The organism is Photobacterium piscicola, from assembly GCF_900166965.1.
Lineage (GTDB): Bacteria > Pseudomonadota > Gammaproteobacteria > Enterobacterales > Vibrionaceae > Photobacterium > Photobacterium piscicola.
The window spans coordinates 124,405-144,028 of sequence record NZ_FUZI01000004.1; the positions used below are offsets into that span (position 1 = coordinate 124,405).

Consider the following 19,624-nt stretch of genomic DNA (forward strand, 5'->3'; position numbering starts at 1 on the left):
AACTATCACAAATAACTGTCGCCACAGAAAAACAACTTTATCACTAAAGTGGTTACATATAATCACAAATACGTCACCATAAAGTAACCACCACCCCGCTAGCGATGATAAATGGATCACTACGATTATTTATACAGCGACAGCAATACTCATCAATTTGCATTCAATATCCGTATATAAACAGTATTAATACGTATTATTCGTAACAAAAGTGTAAAAAAAAGACAGCACCAACGCTGTCTTTTGATTTATAAACTTAGTTTATTGTTATTGCTACAACTGTTCTTCACTATCACCATCTGCAGTAACAGAAGTTTCTGTAACACCATAACCTGGACGGTTTTCTTTTGCGGTTGCTATCCAAGCAGCACAGAACAACGTTAAGCGCGCAAAGAAATAAAAGAAAGCCATTAAACCAATGATAGAGCCAAACGCAGCACCTGAGGGTGAACTTGCCAATTTAGGTAGTAAGAACGTCATGGCAAACTTAATCGCTTCAAAACCAATGGCAGCGAGTAATGTTCCCTGCATTAATGTTTTACGGTTAAAACGGCGACGAGGCAACATCCAAAATATCCATAAGAACATCAAATAGTTCGCTAGGATAGAAATAGTCAGTGCGATAGTGGTAAGTACTGGGCGTAACCAACTGATTCCACCTAACCCTAGCGCATCAACAATTGTCGCTTGTGCTGAACCGGCAACAGAGGTTAACACCACAGTAAAAATCAACGCAGCAACTAACCCTGTTAAACCAATAAGATCTTTACAGTATTGTAGAAGAATATGTTCTTTGTCTTCCGGTTTACGTTCCCACACATCACGAGTCTGTGCGCGAACTGCTTCACGTAAGTTGCCCATCCAACTAATGCCCGAATAAAGCGCAATCGCCAAACCACTCAAACCCACAGTTGTACGTTGGTTAATCGCCGTTTGTACCATTTGCTTAAGCGTATTAGCTAAATTGGGATCCGTTACACCGGCAACAATTTTATCAATAATATTGGTCAGCAACACTTGGTTGGACGCTAACACAAAACCAGCTGCAGCAAACAGCACCATTAAAATGGGTATCAATGATAAAAAAGAAAAATAGGTAATTGCTGCACCGAACTGACTGCCTAGACGATCATTAAAACGATCCGCTGCGCGAATGAAATGATCAATCGGAGGTAATGCTTTAATCGCATTGCCAATAATAGTAAACACTCCCATAATTTTAGAGAGTAATGTCGATTTTTCAGAAGATATTGTTTTATTAGTCATAATTTGATTGGGTGTGTCATAAAAAAATACTCAACAATATTAGCAATGGATAAAAACAAACCCAATCTAATAATAACAAGTCATTCACTGCCTGTTACGCAATTGATTATATAATTAAAAAATAAAGGCTTGCCAATAACGGCAAACCTTTTCGACCATAATTTACATTAACTATACCACTTCACTAATGGCGGATTAATTAAATAACCCTTTCAAAAGCTTATCTGCGACATTTTTAATGTTTTCATCTTTCGCTTTATCGCCAAGCAATTTCTCTAAACCACGATTAATTTCTTTCTTGGCTTTACTTTCTAGTGCTGCATTATTTTTAAATAAGTCTTTAATATTTAAATTATATTTAGGTTGTTGCCAAGTACCACTTACATGAATAGGCACAGCAATACCTTTAATTTCATCCAGCCCTTTACCACTCGCCACAATTTCAGAATTAATCATCAGATCAATACTTTCATTAACAAGGCTGGTATTACCTTGACCTGTGATTGCCACTAATGGTGATGCCAACTTAAAATTATCTGTTGATGCAGTGCCATTATGTAACTTTAACGTTGTTGTTAAGGCTGAAAAGTCAGTTTTCTTCGCCGTATCAGTACCCGTATCGGCCTGACCTTTGAATTTAGCTTTCGCATTACGCAATAGATCAGGAATATTCACGCCATACACTGCGCCATCAGACACATTGACCTTAATGGAACCAGTAATGTTATGACGAATATTCGCTTCAGATAGCCCCTGACCTCTTAGATCTGTCGTAATATTAGCTTTACCTGCAAGCAAGTTATTATTCGCAACCGCTTTTAGTAACGGTAAAAGATCTACGTTAGAAATAGTATTTTTCAAACGATAACTTGGTAATGCACTATTTACATCAATAGCCGCACTGCCTGTGACCTTACCGCCATATAAATTAGCTTCAAACCGATTAATGGTCGCCACCCCCTGCTTAATCGATGTCACCACTTTAACATTTGTCACATTAGCGTGATCAACGGTTAATTGCTTAATCGCGATCATACCCGCAAGGTTGATATTTTTTAAGGCACTCAGATCAGGTTCTGCGGTTGAAGTCTTCGCATTATTTTCAGTAGCGACTGGTGCATTCATCGCGGCAGCGCCTGCGGCAGTCGTACTATTGTTAGTATTAGCTACGGCTGTTTTTGCTGGTAACCAGCTATCAAGATTAATATTATCACTTGATAAAGCAAAACGAATATCAGGAATAGCAGTGGCTAAATATGAACCAGAACCCGAAGCCTGAGTACCATCAGCATTAATGGAAAGCTGACTTACTAAGGTTAATTTTTGGCTAATATCATACGTTGCATCCGCATCAACCACTAAGTTTATCGTTGGTCGTGGTAATGTTTTACCCACTAAATCATTAGTTACTTTTAGTCCTTGAACAGTAATAACATTATGATCTGTTGATAATTTTACTTTAGCTGTGCCATGAGTATCAAAATTTAGATTAGGTACTTTACCATTAACGGAGAAAGTCATATTTGACCATTGACCAAGGTTAAATTGATCCAGTCCTAATTGTGCATTTTTGATCTCAGTTTTGCCGTCGGTCATGTTCATTGTTGCTGATAATGCTTTCAATCGCACATTCTTATAATCAGCAGCAAGATTAATCTCAGTACTACCTTGAGCACTAAAGGTTAATGCGTTGACATTACCCTGCACATCAAAAGTGGCTTTGGTCCATGTTTGGGGCTGAAAGCTATCAAGTGTAAAATTAATGTGATTAAGTTGCGCGACCATCTTGGTTTTATCATTGCGTACTTCTGCACTGGCATTTACTAATTTAATGCCTGCGACAGAAACATTCCAATGCGTATTTTTCTCACCATGTGTCACGGTATTACCCGTTGTTGTTTCAGCAACAGCGGTCTTATCTGTTAAACCATCAAGGTTGGTCGCACCATTATTTAAAGTTTGAATAAAAACATGTGCGCCATCTAACCGCATTTCACCGATATCAAGATGTTGAGATAGCAACGGTAAAACCGACACGGATAAATCAGCTTGCTTAAATTGAATCAAATTAGGTTCAGCAAACCCTGCTGGATTTCGAAATTCAGTATCACCAACACTTAATCCTAATGTTGGAAAGAATCGCCAGCTAATATCACCATTAATAACTAAGTCACGGCCTGTCATTTTCTTAACTTGCTCAGTCAGCAACGGCTTAAACTGATTAGGGTTAACAAAGGTAACTAGTGCGCCAATACCAATCACGACTAATAAAATCAGCCCGAGTAATATATACAGTATTTTTTTCATTACGCCCTCGGATATGCATATAGCGTCACAATAAATCGTGTGCTATACAAAAATAATTGGTTGAGAATTAACCCTATAAATCAATGTCATTAAGACCACCAACCCCAAGATTAGTTCATCATAAATAGAATAGCTAAACAAAAGGCAACCCGAGGGCTGCCTTTAATAATTTATTGAATGATGGCAATAACAATTAGCATCTAAACAGATTAACTTTGTTTGTCATCTTCATTGATACGACTTGCCACTGCACCTTGCTGATTTTTATATTTCGCATCAATACGCTTGTTATACGGTTTTTCCGCAGGACCAGATAAGGTCTCAAAACTTAGCGCACCAATTGGCATATGGGGACGTAGTGCTAATGGTAGGCGACCTGAATTATAAAATTCAAGCACAATACGTCCTGACCAACCGGGATCAATACGATGTGCAGTCACATGCACCATTAAGCCTAAACGGGCTAATGATGAACGACCATCTAACCAACCAACAATATTATCGGGAAGCGTAACAGACTCATGGGTCACGGCTAAAGCCAATTGACCAGGGTGAAGAAAAAATGCATCTTCTTCCGCAACCACAATCTCATCACTCATCACTTTATCAAGCTGAGTAGCTACATCTTCTTTTTTACCCGATAAATCGATAAATGGCGCACCGTGATCATTAAAGACGCGGAAATTATTTCCAAGACTTACATCAATCGTTAAACCACTAATACAATCATCTGATGGTCGAGGCTCAATGCTGATTTTACCTTCATCAAGGTAAGCCCTGATATCTCTATCACAAAGTCTCATTTAAACTCTCTCCTGCATAATACACACTCTATCCTGTCATGCTCAACACATGCGAGTGGTATACCAAAACACATCAATAAGACTCAGTGTCGTTGATGGGTCAGCAAAGGGTAATAGGGTTATACCCAACAATCATAGCCATAAAAATAAGGCTGACATATTGTCAGCCTTATTCATTTTAAATCATTACGAACGCAGCAATTTAGCAATGTGTGCTTTTAACACATCGATTGCAATACGGTTCTTACCACCACGAGGGACAATAATATCCGCATATTGTTTTGAAGGCTCGATAAACTGCATGAACATTGGACGTACCGTTTTTTGGTATTGCACCAGCACTGACTCCATTGTACGACCACGTTCAGCAACATCACGTTGCAGACGGCGTAGCAAACAGATATCCAGTGGTGTATCCATAAAGATACTAGCGTGCATAATGTCACGCAAACGAGGATCAGTTAACAATAAAATACCTTCTAAGATAATCACTTTTTTCGGTGTCATCGTGGTACTTTCTTGTAAACGAGTATGCTCGCTGTAGCTATATTGTGGTACTTCTACTGCTTCACCTTTCATTAACTGCTCTAAATGATCACATAATAAATTGTGATCTAGCGCGCTTGGATGATCGTAGTTAGTTTTAACTCGCTCATCCATAGTCAGGTGACTTTGATCGTTATAGTAACAATCTTCCGTGATTACACCGATCTGATGATCGCCGACTTTTTCTTTTAACTCTTTGTAAACTGTACTGGCAATCAGACTTTTACCGGAAGCAGAAGCGCCTGCAATACCGATAATAACGCATTGGTGTGAAGTTTCAGACATATCAGAAAGTACCTATTAGACCACGTAGCAAGGCGAATATGGATAAATTAAACCCTCCGATTATAAGCAGTTGCAATGACAGATACCAGCAAAAATGAGGCCTCTGTCATATCTGATTATAATCTCGGCGTTTTTTGATTACCAAACAACTACATTGTACGAATAGTAATCTGCTCAGCCACAGTTTCACCTTGCCAATATAATCGGCTGGCTATATTTGCAGCTAATATAATGTATGCGCCTGCTTGTTCTGACTCAGGAGCAGCAATAACCGTTGGCTTACCGTTATCAATATCTTCACGAATTTTGATATCTAGTGGTAATTGCGCCAATAATGGCACCGCATAGTCTTGTGCCATTTTAGCTGCACCACCCGTACCAAAAATATGCTCTTGATGACCACAATTGCTACAAATGTGATAACTCATATTTTCAACAATACCCAGCACAGGCACATCAACTTTATTAAACATGCTGATACCTTTAATCGCATCAGCTAAAGCAAGATCTTGTGGCGTAGTTACGACAATCGCTCCTGTTACAGGAATTTGCTGTGATAGCGTTAACTGAATATCACCCGTACCTGGTGGCATATCAATCACAAGGTAATCCAGATCTGGCCACCATGTTTCACTGATAATTTGCGCCAGTGCTTTTGATGCCATAGGACCACGCCAGATAGTGGCACTTTCTGCTGGTACTAAATAACCGACAGAGTTGGTGTATAAACCATGAGCCTCAATCGGTAACATCATTTTGCCATCAGGCGATTGTGGCTTAGCATCCATTGTGCCTAACATCATAGGTACTGAAGGACCATAAATGTCAGCATCAAGTAACCCCACTTTTGCGCCTTGCTGCTGTAAACCTAACGCTAAATTAACCGACGTTGTTGATTTACCCACACCGCCTTTTGCAGAACTCACAACAATGATGTTTTTAACACCTTTAAGAGGCTGCTTTTCTGCAACAGCTAACGTTGCCACTCGACAGCGAACGTCAAAATTTAGCGCAGCATTTACAATTCCTTGTTGCTGTTGCTCTGCAATCCATTGACGCAATTGTTGCGCTAATTCGTTGGCGGCAAATGGAATCGTGATAACGATAACACCCTCGGCCGATACCGAGACAAAGTGTGGCACATCAGCCCATTCCGCACTCAAAAGTGGATGTTCAAATTGATTTAGCCATTGACTGATATCACCAACGCTATCGAAATGGTTTGTTTCTATTGCCATAAATTAGCACTCCACATAAATGTCATAGCTTATTAGCAACATCTACGTCACAGTATTAGTATAGAAAACAACCAGTAACGTTGATGCTGCGGGGTAATATTCTCCCCTTTTTCCTAATGCTACCACCAAAGTACCCTTTCTGCCCGATTTCCCCCGTCCTAAAACAGATAAATCAGTATCCGATGCTAGTCAATATGCTGTCCATCAGGTAGTATTTATGGCTATGTTTTTCTACCCATCATGAGCGAAAGAAGTAATTATGGCTGCTAATCCAAGAAAAATTCTGGTGACCTGCGCCCTGCCGTACGCTAACGGTTCTATCCACTTAGGTCACATGCTAGAGCATGTTCAAGCGGATATTTGGGTGCGCTACCAGCGCCTTCGCGGCAACGAAGTTCATTTTATCTGTGCAGATGACGCACACGGTACTCCAATCATGCTTAAGGCCCAGCAGATGGGTATGGAACCTGAGCAAATGATTGCAGAAGTGAGCAAAGAGCACCAAGCTGACTTCGCCGGTTTCGATATTGACTTTAGTAACTACCACAGCACGCACTCACCTGAAAACCGTGAGCTTGCTTCTTTTGTTTACACCCAGTTAAAAGATAAAGGCTTTATTACTAGCCGCACTATTTCTCAGTTATTTGACCCCGAGAAAGAAATGTTCTTACCTGATCGCTTTGTAAAAGGCACTTGCCCTAAGTGTAAAGCTGAAGATCAATACGGTGATAACTGTGACAACTGTGGTGAAACTTACAGCCCGACAGATCTGATCAATCCAAAATCAGCTGTGTCTGGTGCTACACCAATCATGAAAGACTCAGAGCACTTCTTCTTTGATCTGCCACAGTTTGAAGACATGCTAAAAGCATGGACTAAATCTGGCGCACTTCAAGATGAAACATCAAACAAGATGCAAGAGTGGTTCGAGTCAGGCCTACAACAGTGGGATATCTCTCGTGATGCACCTTACTTCGGTTTTGAGATCCCTGGCGAACCTGGCAAATACTTCTACGTATGGCTAGATGCACCAATCGGCTACATGGGTTCATTTAAAAACCTTTGTGACAAGCGTGATGATCTTGATTTTGACGAATTCTGGAATAAAGACAGTTCAACTGAGCTTTACCACTTCATCGGTAAAGACATTGTTTACTTCCACAGCCTATTCTGGCCTGCAATGCTAGATGGCGCAGGTTTCCGTAAGCCAAATAACGTGTTCGTACATGGTTACGTAACCGTGAATGGCGCGAAGATGTCAAAATCTAAAGGCACATTCATTAAGGCAGGTACTTACTTAAACCACCTTGATCCTGAATGCCTACGTTACTACTACGCAGCAAAACTAAACAACCGTATTGATGATCTCGACCTTAATCTTGAAGATTTCACTCAACGCGTAAACAGCGATGTTGTGAACAAGATTGTTAACCTAGCATCACGTAACGCAGGCTTTATTGCTAAGCGTTTTGACGGCATGTTATCTGAGAAATTTGCAGAACCAGAGCTTTATGCTGAGTTCGTTGCAGCAGCAGCACGCATTGGTGATCTTTATGAGAGCCGTGAATACAGCCGCGCAATTCGTGAAATCACCGCGCTAGCTGACAAAGCTAACCAGTATGTTGACGAAAAAGCACCTTGGGTTGTTGCTAAGCAAGAAGGTAAAGATCAAGAGCTACAGGAAATCTGTACTGTTGGTATCAACCTATTCCGCGTGTTAATGGCTTACCTAAAACCTGTAATGCCAAAACTTGCAGAGCGTACTGAAGGCTTCCTAAACGAAACATTAACGTGGGAAGGCATCGAAACACCACTAACAAACCATGAAGTCACTAAGTTCAAGGCATTGTTTAATCGTATCGATCCTGTGCATGTTGCTGCAATGGTTGAAGCATCAAAAGAAGAAGCGGCGGCTGATAAAGCTGCACTTGAAGCTGCTCAACCAAAAAGCCCATTAACAGAAGAGCCAATTGAAGCTGAAATCGAATTTGATGATTTCGCTAAGATTGATATGCGTATTGCGAAGATTGTTTCTTGTGAAGCCGTGCCAAAAGCAGACAAACTATTGAAATTCCAATTGGATATCGGTGGTGAAATGCGTCAAGTATTCTCTGGTATTAAATCAGCTTACACACCAGAAGAACTTGTTGGCAAACTAACAGTAATGGTTGCTAACCTAAAACCGCGTAAAATGAAATTTGGTATGTCTGAAGGTATGATCCTTGCAGCTGGCCCTGGTGGTAAAGATCTTTGGATTTTAGAACCCCATGAAGGTGCTCAACCAGGTATGCGTGTAATGTAATTTACACTACATTTTAATACTGAATACCGATAACTCAGTTGTCGGTATTTTTTTGTCTTTTTTTTATACATTTTCCTTCTTATATCGCATCAAATACATCAACTTATTTGTCATTGTTAATAGGTTGTTGAATATTGATCTAGCTCCGCTGCGAACTCTAATTTTATAAACAAATATTCATCTCTCGTTCATAATTAGCGATCTTGATCGTTTTCCCTTCTGACAATATCACTTACATTTATTGCGTTAATTTGCTTGTAATTAATTATAAAACCAGCAAAATTTAACCCTAAATAGATAGGAACAATAAAAATACCCTACTTTTTTATTTGATATGAAGGATTCATGATGACTTTAGGTATTGTAACGAACCTCGCCATATTTGTTGGCTTGATAGCATTTTTATATCATATGCAAAATAAACACTACAGTTTTACTAAACGTGTGTTTGCCGGTTTAGGATTAGGTATTGCTTTTGGTGCTGCGCTACAAGTTTTTTATGGTGCTGGCTCTGAGGTCATCAAAACATCGATTGAGTATTTTGACATTGTCGGCGTAGGCTATGTACGCCTATTACAAATGATCATTATTCCATTAGTAATGGTGTCTATTATTTCCGCCATTTTAAAGCTTAACGGTGGCACCTCACTTGGTAAAATCAGTAGCCTGACTCTTGGGGTTCTGATTGTTACTACCATGATTGCCGCTTGTGTCGGTATTCTAATGGCTAACCTTTTTGGTCTTACCGCAGAAGGACTAACATCAGGTGCGGCTGAAATGGCACGTGCTAAAAGTCTTGAATCAACCCTTTCTAATGTAGAAGCAATGTCGTTTGCTAAATTAATAATTGAGTTTATTCCTGCCAACCCATTCTTAGATATGACAGGTGCACGTCGTACTTCAACTATCGCAGTGGTTATCTTCTCTATTTTCATTGGCTTATCAGCAACAGGTATTGCTAAGAAAAAACCTGAAATTTTCGCACAATTTGAAGGCTTCATTAAAGTTGCCCAAGCGATTATTATGCGTATGGTAACGTTAGTATTACGTCTAACACCATTTGGCGTATTAGCACTAATGACCAAGGTAATTTCAGGCTCAAACTACACTGATATTGTGAATCTTGCCAACTTCGTTTTTGCTTCTTATGCCGCATTAATTCTGATGTTTATGATTCACTTAGCACTTGTTGCGCTTGTTGGTATTAACCCACTACGCCACTTGAAAAAAATCATTCCAGTACTGGCTTTTGCTTTCACATCTCGCACCAGTGCTGGTTCAATTCCAATGAACGTGCAAACCCAAGAAAAATGCCTTGGTATTCCATCTGGTATTGCTAACTTTGCCGCTTCGTTTGGTTCAACTATCGGTCAAAATGGTTGCGCAGGAATCTACCCAGCCATGCTGGCAGTAATGATTGCACCAACCGTGGGTATAAACCCAATGGATATCGGCTTTCTATGTACTTTAGTTGCGATTATCACTGTGAGCTCTTTTGGTGTTGCGGGTATTGGTGGCGGTGCAACATTTGCGGCATTAATTGTACTTTCAGCAATGGATATGCCAGTGGCTCTTGCCGGTCTTTTGATCTCAATTGAACCACTTATTGATATGGGTCGTACTGCACTTAACGTATCAGGTTCAATCACCGCAGGCACAATCACCAGTAAAGTGATGGGCGAAACAGATATGGCTATTTTTAATAGCGATGACGTTGTTAACTTAGACGGCGAAGAATCAGCGGCTTAATCAACATTTAACACTCGTTTTAAGGGAGGTTGATTGCCTCCCTTCTCCATTTTTTAAGGAAGAGATAATAGTATGAAAATTATCATTATTGGTGGTGAAGCCGCTGGCATGAGCGCAGCAGCAAAAGCAAAACGCATTAACCCAACCGCTGAGATTGTTGTTTATGAAGCGTCTAATGTGATCTCTTTTGGCGCTTGTGGCCTACCTTATTATATTGGTGATGAATTTTCTGACGCTAATTTCATGGCGGAATTTACCCCAGCACAATTTGCAGAAAAAGGGATTCAGGTCTTAACTCAACATCGTGTTATTGGTCTCGACCCACAACAGCAGCAACTCACCGTTGAACATCAAGGGGAAACACTCGTTACCCATTATGATCGTTTAATGATTGCAACAGGGGCCAAAGAAATATTACCCCCAATAGCTGGCCTTGAAAAACATGGGGTTTATTCACTACGTCGTATGCAAGATGGCCTTGATATTAAAACCGCCCTTGCCGATCCACTATGCCAACATGTCACGATTATTGGCTCTGGTTTTATTGGCTTAGAAGTGGCTGAAGCGATGATCCATCAAGGTAAAACAGTACGCTTAATTGAACGTGCCGCCTGCTTAATTCCCGATGCCTTTGATACTGAAATCAGCCAACATATTCAACCTGAACTTGAACAAGCTGGCGTACAGATTCACCTTAGAGAATCAGTGAGTGAGATTATTGGTGATGATCGTGTTACTAGTATTAAAACCGATAAAGACATTTATGCGACTGATCTAGTGATCTGCTGTACTGGTGTGAAGCCCAATACAGATTTTATTGCAGCAACAGGCATTGAACGTTTAGCCAATGGCGCAATAATCATTGATCAACAAGGGAAAACATCACTAGATAATATTTGGGCGGCTGGCGATTGCGCCACTATTTGGCATGCACAGTTACAACAACCTGTTTATATTCCACTCGCAACAGGCGCCAATAAAATGGGCCGTTTAGTCGGTGAAAATATCGCTGGCAAAAACCTCAGTTATGACGGCACATTAGGCACCAGTTGTGTCAAAGTTTTAGGCTTAGAAGCCGCTCGCACCGGACTCTCAGAGCGTGAAGCTCAACAAGCGAATATTGATTACAGCACCGTATATATCAGTGATAAATGCCACACCAACTACTGTGAAGGTCAATCACCACTTTATATTAAATTGGTTTACCGCTCTGATAATAAAAAATTACTTGGTGGACAAATGATTGGTAATAAAGGTGCTGTTCACCGTGTTGATGCCCTTGCCGTAGCCATCAGCCTTGGCGCAACAACTGAACAATTAGGTATGATGGATTTTGCCTATGCGCCGCCATTTTCCCGTACTTGGGATATCATGAATGTCGCGGGTAATGTGGCGAAATAATTACCAGTTTTAATTGCATTAACATGTAGCCCCACAGTCACGTATTTTTGATAAATCCTCCAACAAACACTACGTGACTGTCTTCTCTTTCCTCTTTTTATCATCCTTTTTTGATCGCCAGACTCACTGACGAGTCACTCGCCATTTTTACCACTAATCGTTACGCCTCGAAAATCCCGACTATACACCTCGAAAAAACAACGTTTTATTAAAATAATATACATTCAAATCGCAATTTTCGTTAAATATTAGTTAAAAATAGATTTTATAAACATTAAATCGGTATAAAATTTGTGACTTAACGCAAATTTTAGCGGTTAATAACAATTATTACTTCGCGTTAACAGATGAATAACTGCTACTCTCCGAACGCACTCTGATAATCGATGGACAGAGAGAAATAAACATTAAGGATAACTTCTAATGACGACAGAAAAGAAAAAAATGTCACTAACTGGCCGAGTGATCCTCGGTATGATTTTAGGTATTCTGACAGGATTTATGATCCGTTCCCTTTTTGCTGATGTCGCTTTTATTCATGACTATATCGTAAATGGCCTGTTTGATGTCGGTGGTAAAATCTTTATTGCCAGCTTAAAAATGTTAGTTGTGCCTCTGGTATTTGTATCGCTGGTTTGTGGTACTAGCTCATTAAAAGATTTAGCAACACTGGGTCGTTTAGGCGGAAAAACCTTAGCGTTTTATCTAACCACGACAGCCTTAGCCATTACCCTTGCACTGACCATGGCAAATATCTTCCAGCCAGGTGCCGGTGCTGATTTAAGTGCAGCAACAACATTTGCATCAAAAGAAGCGCCATCACTAGGCAGTGTTATTGTGGGTATGTTCCCAACTAACCCTATTAGCGCAATGGCAAGTGGTAACACGCTTCAAATTATTGTCTTTGCGGTTTTATTTGGTATTGCAATCAGTGCCGCAGGTAAACCGGGCGAGCGTCTGGCAGCAGTCTTTGCTGATTTAAATGAAGTGATCATGAAGCTGGTAGCATTATTGATGAACATTGCCCCATACGGTGTGTTCTTTTTAATGGCGAAATTGTTCACAGGATTAGGTCTTGACGCTATCTATAGCTTAATTAACTACTTCCTTGTTTTAGTAGCTGCACTATTACTGCATGCATTGGTCACTTACAGCGTGATGCTAAAAGCATTTACTGGTTTAAGCCCAATTACCTTCCTCAAGAAAATGGAAGATGCAGTGATGTTTGCGTTCTCAACCGCATCATCAAATGCCACCATTCCTGTAACGATGGAAACGGCGACTAAGCGTTTAGGCGTTAACAATAAAATTGCCTCATTTACTGTACCACTTGGCGCAACCATTAATATGGACGGCACCGCCATCATGCAAGGTGTGGCAACAGTATTTATTGCCCAAGCGTTTAATATCGACCTTACAATGACTGATTACATAATGGTTATTCTAACCGCAACACTAGCCTCAGTAGGTACGGCAGGTGTTCCGGGCGTTGGTCTCATTATGCTGGCGATGGTACTTAACCAAGTCGGTCTACCGGTTGAAGGTATCGCACTGATTATGGGTGTTGACCGTCTGCTTGATATGGTACGCACCGCCGTTAACATCACAGGTGATAGCGTCGTAACCTGTATTGTTGCTAAATCAGAAGGTGAAATGGATGTGGAACGTTTCAATGATCCACTAGCAGCAACAGAAGATGAAGCGGTTCGTTTCCATTCAAACCCTCAAGCACAGAAATCATAACAGCGAGTAAAAACTTGCGAACACAACATAACTCAAGGGCACTTTTCGTGCCCTTTTTTTGGTTGGGATATAGGGTTGTAGGGACGAGGAACAGCTACCACCTAATTGACTATTGCGCTTCTGATGTTAAATACCGCCTATAGAGACGGTATTTAACATCACAGGTTTTATTATTGAGCAGTAGAAAATTTTGAAAATAATTCAGGCTCTTTATCTAACAAACAAAGAACTTTACTCGCTAATCCAGTAGGATTACGACGTTTTTGCTCCCAACTTTTTACCGTATCAACACTAACAGAAAAAGCTATAGCCATCTCTTTTTGACTAACATTTAATTTTTTTCTAATCGCTTTAACATCAGCAACTTCGATTCGAATTACGTTCGCAGGACTTAACTCACCTTTTGCGATACTTTCTGCTTGTTTCAAAGAAGTATATAAATCATCAAAAATACTGTCATTCATGATCATGTTCTCTCTTAATCGACTGAGATATTTGTTTTAACACTTTTTTTTCATTGTCGGTTAAAGTGTCTTTTTTACCTTTCTTATAGAGCAAAAGGAAATAAACGGTATCAGGATTGATCAGCAAATAAATAGACCGATAACCACCACTTTTTCCTGACCCACTTCCGGCTAATCGGATCTTTCGTAAGCCGCCAGTCCCTACAATTAACTGCCCAATATCAGGGCTAACAATAATATCTGACTGTAAGGCTCGATATTCATCATCACTAATTAGCTCCTTACGTAGAGACTCAAATAATGGCGTCTCTATAAACTCAATTGCGCTGTTGATTTCCAGTTCCTCTATCTCAACATAGGAGTACATTGTACACCTAGTCAAATATTTTAAGCAAGAGAGCTGATAATAAGCACTAAAGTAGATTTATTTTAAATCCACATCACATACAAAAATACCGCCTCAAATTGGGCGGTATTTAACAGTATGTCTATTTATGCGTACTAAAAGATGTGCAGTAACACTCAGATACAAAAAACGCAGCTATGGGCACTTTTAACGTTAATCTTTTATACGCACACAGGTTAGTATGAATGATTAACCAATTAAACTAACCATAGAACAGCGAGAACAGAGTGAAATCCACATTCAAAAGTTTTTATAAACCCCAAGAAAGTGAACTACAAGAGCTTTGGGAGAATGCAACATTTGTATTTGATACAAATATATTAACTAATTTATATCGTTATCAATCTGAAACAACTAAGGACTTCCTTGATATTCTCAATAAAATCCAAAACAAAATTTGGATACCTCATCATGTAGCCCTTGAATATCAAAGAAATAGATTAGGGGTAATTGAAGAGCAGCATAAAAAATTTGCTGAGACAAAAAACACAATCAACTCTATGGTTAATGAACTTCAAAAGAAATTAGATCAATTACAACTGAGAACTAGACATAGTCATATAGATCCAGATCCATTAACAAAGGGAATAGAGGCTTTAAAAGACGATTTTTTTAATAATTTAGATACATTAGAAAAAAATAGTATTCAGGTAAGTTCTAAAGATGATATTCGCGAAAAATTAGATAATTTATTTGAAGGTAAAGTTGGTAAAGCCCCTACCCAAGGTGAGATTGATAAACTAGAAAAAGATGGTGAAGCACGTTTTAACTCAAAAGTACCGCCGGGCTATGAAGATCAGAATAAAAATGGGTCATTCTCATTTAAAGGCGTGAGATATCAAAATAAATTTGGCGATTTTTTCATTTGGAATCAAATCATTGAACACTCAAATGCGTTTGATATTGAGCACTTAATTTTTGTGACTGACGATACAAAAGAAGATTGGTGGGAAATAGTTAAAGGTAAAAAAGTCGGTTTAAGAACCGAATTGATTGATGAAATATACAGTGAGTCAAAAGTTAAACTAATTAATGTTTATCAAGCGCATACGTTCTTAAAATATGCATCCCAACACCTAGAAACCCAAACATCAGATAATTCAATTCAAGATGTAAGATTAGTATCTGAAAGTAAAAACACAAAAAAATGTATAGATCTTGTTAATAACCCTGAATTATCTGAACAGCTTGGACTCATTAAGAATGCAAGGGTATCTGAACAACTAGAACAACTTGGACTCATTAAGAATACAAGGGTATCTGAACGATTAGAACAAATGGAACAACTAAGAATTTTTAAGAATAAAAGGGAATCTGAACAATTAGAACAAATGGAACAAATGGAACGACTAGAACAGCTTGGACTCATTGAGAATGCAAGGGTATCTGAACAATTAGAACAAATGGAACGACTAGAACAGCTTGGACTCATTAAGAATGCAAGGGTATCTGAACAATTAAAACAGATGGAACAAATTAACAACAATAGTTTGATAAGACTTAGAGAACACATGCGCAATCAAAAAAACACCAAAGATATCAATGAAGAATAGCGACACTCAACACTATACATGTTATTTGACCTAATATGTGACAACAACAAAGGTCGCCATTAGCGACCTTATGCCTAAATTAGATTTAAAATAAATCTAATTTAGGCAATCAATCTCGGCATAAATCGCTTATCAGTCTGATACGACCCAAATACCCGTCAAATCGCCCCTAAAAACGATTCTAAGACCACAAATACCTATCATTCAGCTCGTAGTATGACTTTGCGCTAAAAACAGCCCTATTTAACTTAATGGATCTAATGCGATCCGATACGCTGTAACGTCCAGATACAACAAAGGCCGCCTAAGCGACCTTCTGAAATTCATGTAACGGGTATTATGCTCAATCAAAACACATAGAACGCTTATTGTTAGGGGGACTTTGCAAACTCCCTTTGCCTTGCGCTTTCATTCAATACATTTACAACATTCTTAGCAACGACAATCAGCTCTTGCAGAACATCCAAAGCTGGTTTGGAAATATCTAGATCATTAAGCACAATGTCAACTGGCACATCTAGTTCTTCCTCTATGAGGTTAGAAGGCGGTATTTTTATTTTTGATTTCCTTCTTTGCGTCCAGGTCATAGGCTTAACATGCCAAACTACATCTCTGCGGCAGTTACCGAATCCACAATTCATTATACCAGAAGGAAAATCAGGTATCTGTTTCTGCAACATAAGACTAGTGATTTTTGTAAAGTTACCCGTTGGAATTAACAGCTTATGCTTATCCATTACGTCTAGGTCGTGAATAGCGCAGAGTAGCTTATTACCATTTTCTCGGTATGGCTTCAAAGAAGCTAATCCTTCTGAAAATGACTCCGAAACCCTTTTAGGTAAACCTGGCAGTGTGGATTTTTTCAATGCGTCTTCATTCGAAGTTATTGGAAACTGAATATTCCTCTTTTCACCCTCAGACTTTGCAAAATCGGATGTGCAGCTCCAATAACTATGATCAATAGCTGCTCTTAGGTTATGAATTAAATCTCCAATAATGATGGCTGCTTCGTTAACCACCGCAACATCCCTCTTTGCAAATGTTGCTCGCTGCCCTGTTTTAAAGTTAGTTTCTAAAAAGTATTTAAAAGGTTTCTTCTTATCAAATAGAGCATAGAGTTCACTATAGTGTTTCTCAGCTCTTTGAATTTTCAAATGTGCGCTATCCATACATACCCCTAACACTTATACAACGAAAAATAGCATAACTCATATAATACCAGACTCATACAAGAGCCGTTTACACCATTCATCACACTTATCCTTGTGATTACAAATTCTGCAGCAGAACTCTAAGTGCCTATTATGTTGCTATCTGAACGCCCATAAGACCGTTGTGTGTATTTCTCACCTCAACCTAAGCCGATTAATCGAAAACACGATTGAAAATTTATTACCGATTCAGGACCTATTTGAAACGATTTCAATATTCGTTAGCAATGAAAGGCCTATTTAACAGTATGCATCTAATCCGTACTATACGATCTCTATTCATATAAAAAGTATCGCTTAGGTCTTGTTTTGATAAGTTTTCTTCAAAATAATTAGCCTAAACATGGTGTATTTAATTTGTTACTCATGTTAACAACAATGAAAACACCTAATTGGCGATACTTAACAGTCATAATCCCTAAAATAGATAAAATTAACCCTACAACACGTGAGTAGTAGATTCCCTATCGCCCTCGCGGGCATTCGCTGTAGGGAATGACGGGGTTAGGTTTGGCATTCACTCCTACTCTTTTCGAATAAATAGCAAAAATATGACTCACTGTCTCATCTATAATATCGAGTGATAAATAAATAACATCACCAGTGATAGAATTATCGTTAAATAAACCCATACAAAATAAGTTGAGAGGCAACATGACTGAATTTGAAAAGATGCTTGCAGGCGAAGATTTTGATGCGGGCTCAGATTGTATTGAAAATATTCGTCAAAATGCATTAAATCTATTGCAGGCTATTAACCAAAATATAGATAGCTCTCAGCGTGATGAACTGTTTCAACAGCTAATGGGGAATATTTCGCCATCCAGTATTGTGCGCTCACCGTTTTATTGTGAATTTGGTAAAACAATTTCGATTGGAGAAAACACCTACATCAACATGAATGTCACTATGTTAGATGGGGCTAAAATCACTATTGGTAATAATGTCTTAATTGGTCCAAACACACAATTTTACTGCGCTAGTCATGACTTAAATTATCGTAATCGCCGTAATTGGAAAACCATTTGGAATACAATTACGATTGAAGATGATGTATGGGTTGGTGGCAACGTGGTAATCAATCAAGGTGTGACCATTGGCGCACGCTCTGTTATTGCCGCAAATTCTGTGGTTAATTGCGATGTACCCGCCGATTCTCTTTATGGTGGTACACCTGCAAAATTAATTAGAGTTATTCACGAAAACCAATAATCAAGAGGCATAGACAACAAATAGCTGTCTATGCCAATAACAAGCTTTTCACCCTTTGGTGGCTGCAATAGAAAATCAATATTAATGACTATTCACTGTTTTTAAAGCTCGACGCTGCTTGAAAACACCCTTAGGTACTTTAGTCAATAAAATACCCGCAAGAAGAGGCAGCATCATTATCAAGGATTGTTGAGACAACGCTTCTCCATTGATATAACTAGAAATAAATAGCGCAACTACAGGGAAAATTAGAAAACAAATAGACGCTTTAAAAGGAGTTGATACCTGCACCAGTTTGAAATACGCAACAATACCGCCAACACTCGCCACCAAACCAAGATAAACAACCGCTGAAATTGAATCCCAACTAAAGACTGCAACATTTACATTTTCAGTCACAGCTGAAACCGCAAACAAAAATAGAGCAGCAATGAAGCTCGGTAGCGCATTATAGGTTAGCACTTCAATATCTTTACAGTATTTTTGCACCAATACATACATAGTTGCGTGCATAGCAACAGCAACGCCTAAACAAACAGTACCAACGAGATAATCATCGCTTCCCATCTGCATTTCATTTGCAAGAATTAGGCATAAGCTCACAACGGCTGTAATTAGCCCAAATATTTGGTGCTTTGCCAATCTTAAACTGAGGAACAGACCTGACATCAGCATTACTGCAACGGGCATATTGGCAAAGATTATTGATGCTAAACCAGATGAAATATATTGCTCACCAAAGATCATCAACGTAAATGGAATCGCGAAGTACATCAGTGCAACAATAAATAACCACCGACGCTTACCTTTTGGAAATAGCAATGGTTGATTGAAGATCTTTGTCAACACTACCAGTAGAGGTGCCGCCACTAAAAAACGTAGCGCGGTGGCAAAAATAGGTGGAATAGAATTCAATGCAACTTCCATCGCAAACCAAGTCGTACCCCAAATTAAACAAACAGAGATAAAAAGAAAAATAGTAAGTAGCTTTGAATTCATAATATTCCCTTATTAATAATAATTTAGATCATCATCTGTAGCGCGATAATCATGCATTACAGTATAGGGACGTAATCAGGGAAATAAATTTCATTTACATCTACAACTAAAACAATTTATAGAAAATTATTCCATTTAT

15 protein-coding genes are annotated in these 19,624 nt (G+C 39.0%); 6 read left to right on the forward strand and 9 right to left on the reverse strand.

Going from position 1 to position 19,624, the window contains the following annotated elements:
- Positions 1-273: 273 nt before the first annotated feature.
- The 5 genes from yhjD to apbC form a co-directional block, all read right to left on the reverse strand.
- Positions 274-1,215 (reverse strand): inner membrane protein YhjD, encoded by a 942-nt coding sequence (gene yhjD / locus CZ809_RS12010; protein WP_235865954.1) that lies wholly within the window; start codon positions 1,213-1,215, stop codon positions 274-276.
- Positions 1,216-1,461: 246 nt separating this feature from the next.
- Positions 1,462-3,573 carry an AsmA family protein gene (locus CZ809_RS12015; RefSeq protein WP_080157878.1) on the reverse strand — a complete coding sequence of 704 codons (2,112 nt, stop codon included), beginning with the start codon at positions 3,571-3,573 and terminating at the stop codon, positions 1,462-1,464.
- A 209-nt stretch (positions 3,574-3,782) separates the two neighbouring features.
- Entirely contained in the window at positions 3,783-4,376 is a 594-nt protein-coding gene (gene dcd / locus CZ809_RS12020; RefSeq protein WP_080157879.1) for a dCTP deaminase, read from the reverse strand.
- Positions 4,377-4,562: 186 nt separating this feature from the next.
- Complete coding sequence (udk, locus tag CZ809_RS12025) at positions 4,563-5,207, reverse strand: uridine kinase (protein ID WP_080157880.1); 645 nt, start codon at positions 5,205-5,207, stop codon at positions 4,563-4,565.
- A gap of 149 nt (positions 5,208-5,356) precedes the next feature.
- Complete coding sequence (gene apbC, locus CZ809_RS12030) at positions 5,357-6,445, reverse strand: iron-sulfur cluster carrier protein ApbC (protein ID WP_080157881.1); 1,089 nt, start codon at positions 6,443-6,445, stop codon at positions 5,357-5,359.
- Positions 6,446-6,704: 259 nt separating this feature from the next.
- On the opposite strand from apbC, the gene metG reads away from it, so the two are divergent.
- The 4 genes from metG (at position 6,705) to CZ809_RS12050 (ending at position 13,640) form a co-directional block, all read left to right on the forward strand.
- Complete coding sequence (gene metG / locus CZ809_RS12035; protein ID WP_080157882.1) at positions 6,705-8,747, forward strand: methionine--tRNA ligase; 2,043 nt, start codon at positions 6,705-6,707, stop codon at positions 8,745-8,747.
- A gap of 348 nt (positions 8,748-9,095) precedes the next feature.
- Positions 9,096-10,496: an L-cystine transporter gene (locus CZ809_RS12040; protein WP_080157883.1), complete on the forward strand. Its 1,401-nt coding sequence runs from the start codon at positions 9,096-9,098 to the stop codon at positions 10,494-10,496.
- A gap of 72 nt (positions 10,497-10,568) precedes the next feature.
- On the forward strand, positions 10,569-11,897 hold the full coding sequence (locus tag CZ809_RS12045) for a CoA-disulfide reductase (protein ID WP_080157884.1): 1,329 nt from the start codon (positions 10,569-10,571) through the stop codon (positions 11,895-11,897).
- Positions 11,898-12,320: 423 nt separating this feature from the next.
- Positions 12,321-13,640 (forward strand): dicarboxylate/amino acid:cation symporter, encoded by a 1,320-nt coding sequence (locus tag CZ809_RS12050; RefSeq protein ID WP_080157885.1) that lies wholly within the window; start codon positions 12,321-12,323, stop codon positions 13,638-13,640.
- Between the two features lie 170 nt (positions 13,641-13,810).
- Here the strand turns inward: CZ809_RS12050 and nadS are convergent, their stop codons facing one another.
- Together nadS and CZ809_RS12060 are read right to left on the reverse strand one after the other, a co-directional pair.
- Positions 13,811-14,104, reverse strand: a complete 294-nt coding sequence (nadS, locus tag CZ809_RS12055) for a NadS family protein (protein ID WP_080158158.1) — start codon at positions 14,102-14,104, stop codon at positions 13,811-13,813.
- Positions 14,097-14,471, reverse strand: coding sequence for a type II toxin-antitoxin system RelE/ParE family toxin (locus tag CZ809_RS12060; protein ID WP_107274914.1), 375 nt, complete (start codon positions 14,469-14,471; stop codon positions 14,097-14,099). The genes nadS and CZ809_RS12060 overlap by 8 nt, the downstream gene beginning before the upstream one ends.
- Before the next feature lie 266 nt (positions 14,472-14,737).
- Between CZ809_RS12060 and CZ809_RS12065 the strand changes: the two genes are divergently transcribed.
- Positions 14,738-16,063 carry a PIN-like domain-containing protein gene (locus tag CZ809_RS12065; RefSeq protein ID WP_080157886.1) on the forward strand — a complete coding sequence of 442 codons (1,326 nt, stop codon included), beginning with the start codon at positions 14,738-14,740 and terminating at the stop codon, positions 16,061-16,063.
- Between the two features lie 371 nt (positions 16,064-16,434).
- On the opposite strand, the gene CZ809_RS12070 is transcribed toward CZ809_RS12065, so the two are convergent.
- A complete protein-coding gene (locus tag CZ809_RS12070; RefSeq protein ID WP_080157887.1) occupies positions 16,435-17,232 on the reverse strand; it encodes a hypothetical protein in 798 nt (265 codons plus the stop codon).
- A 696-nt stretch (positions 17,233-17,928) separates the two neighbouring features.
- Between CZ809_RS12070 and CZ809_RS12075 the strand changes: the two genes are divergently transcribed.
- A complete protein-coding gene (locus CZ809_RS12075) occupies positions 17,929-18,486 on the forward strand; it encodes a sugar O-acetyltransferase (protein WP_080157888.1) in 558 nt (185 codons plus the stop codon).
- An 81-nt stretch (positions 18,487-18,567) separates the two neighbouring features.
- Here CZ809_RS12075 and CZ809_RS12080 read toward each other — a convergent pair whose 3' ends face one another.
- Positions 18,568-19,485: a DMT family transporter gene (locus CZ809_RS12080; protein WP_080157889.1), complete on the reverse strand. Its 918-nt coding sequence runs from the start codon at positions 19,483-19,485 to the stop codon at positions 18,568-18,570.
- Between the last annotated feature and the right edge of the window lie 139 nt (positions 19,486-19,624).

Excerpts from the sequence above, each read along its gene's own strand:
- metG (WP_080157882.1), top strand. The coding sequence starts at position 6,705 with ATGGCTGCTAATCCAAGAAAAATTCTGGTGACCTGCGCCCTGCCGTAC.
- dcd (WP_080157879.1), bottom strand. The coding sequence starts at position 4,376 with ATGAGACTTTGTGATAGAGATATCAGGGCTTACCTTGATGAAGGTAAA.
- CZ809_RS12070 (WP_080157887.1), bottom strand. The coding sequence starts at position 17,232 with ATGGATAGCGCACATTTGAAAATTCAAAGAGCTGAGAAACACTATAGT.
- yhjD (WP_235865954.1), bottom strand. The coding sequence starts at position 1,215 with ATGGGAGTGTTTACTATTATTGGCAATGCGATTAAAGCATTACCTCCG.
- CZ809_RS12040 (WP_080157883.1), top strand. The coding sequence starts at position 9,096 with ATGACTTTAGGTATTGTAACGAACCTCGCCATATTTGTTGGCTTGATA.
- CZ809_RS12075 (WP_080157888.1), top strand. The coding sequence starts at position 17,929 with ATGACTGAATTTGAAAAGATGCTTGCAGGCGAAGATTTTGATGCGGGC.
- CZ809_RS12050 (WP_080157885.1), top strand. The coding sequence starts at position 12,321 with ATGACGACAGAAAAGAAAAAAATGTCACTAACTGGCCGAGTGATCCTC.
- CZ809_RS12015 (WP_080157878.1), bottom strand. The coding sequence starts at position 3,573 with ATGAAAAAAATACTGTATATATTACTCGGGCTGATTTTATTAGTCGTG.
- CZ809_RS12060 (WP_107274914.1), bottom strand. The coding sequence starts at position 14,471 with ATGTACTCCTATGTTGAGATAGAGGAACTGGAAATCAACAGCGCAATT.
- apbC (WP_080157881.1), bottom strand. The coding sequence starts at position 6,445 with ATGGCAATAGAAACAAACCATTTCGATAGCGTTGGTGATATCAGTCAA.
- udk (WP_080157880.1), bottom strand. The coding sequence starts at position 5,207 with ATGTCTGAAACTTCACACCAATGCGTTATTATCGGTATTGCAGGCGCT.
- nadS (WP_080158158.1), bottom strand. The coding sequence starts at position 14,104 with ATGAATGACAGTATTTTTGATGATTTATATACTTCTTTGAAACAAGCA.
- CZ809_RS12045 (WP_080157884.1), top strand. The coding sequence starts at position 10,569 with ATGAAAATTATCATTATTGGTGGTGAAGCCGCTGGCATGAGCGCAGCA.
- CZ809_RS12080 (WP_080157889.1), bottom strand. The coding sequence starts at position 19,485 with ATGAATTCAAAGCTACTTACTATTTTTCTTTTTATCTCTGTTTGTTTA.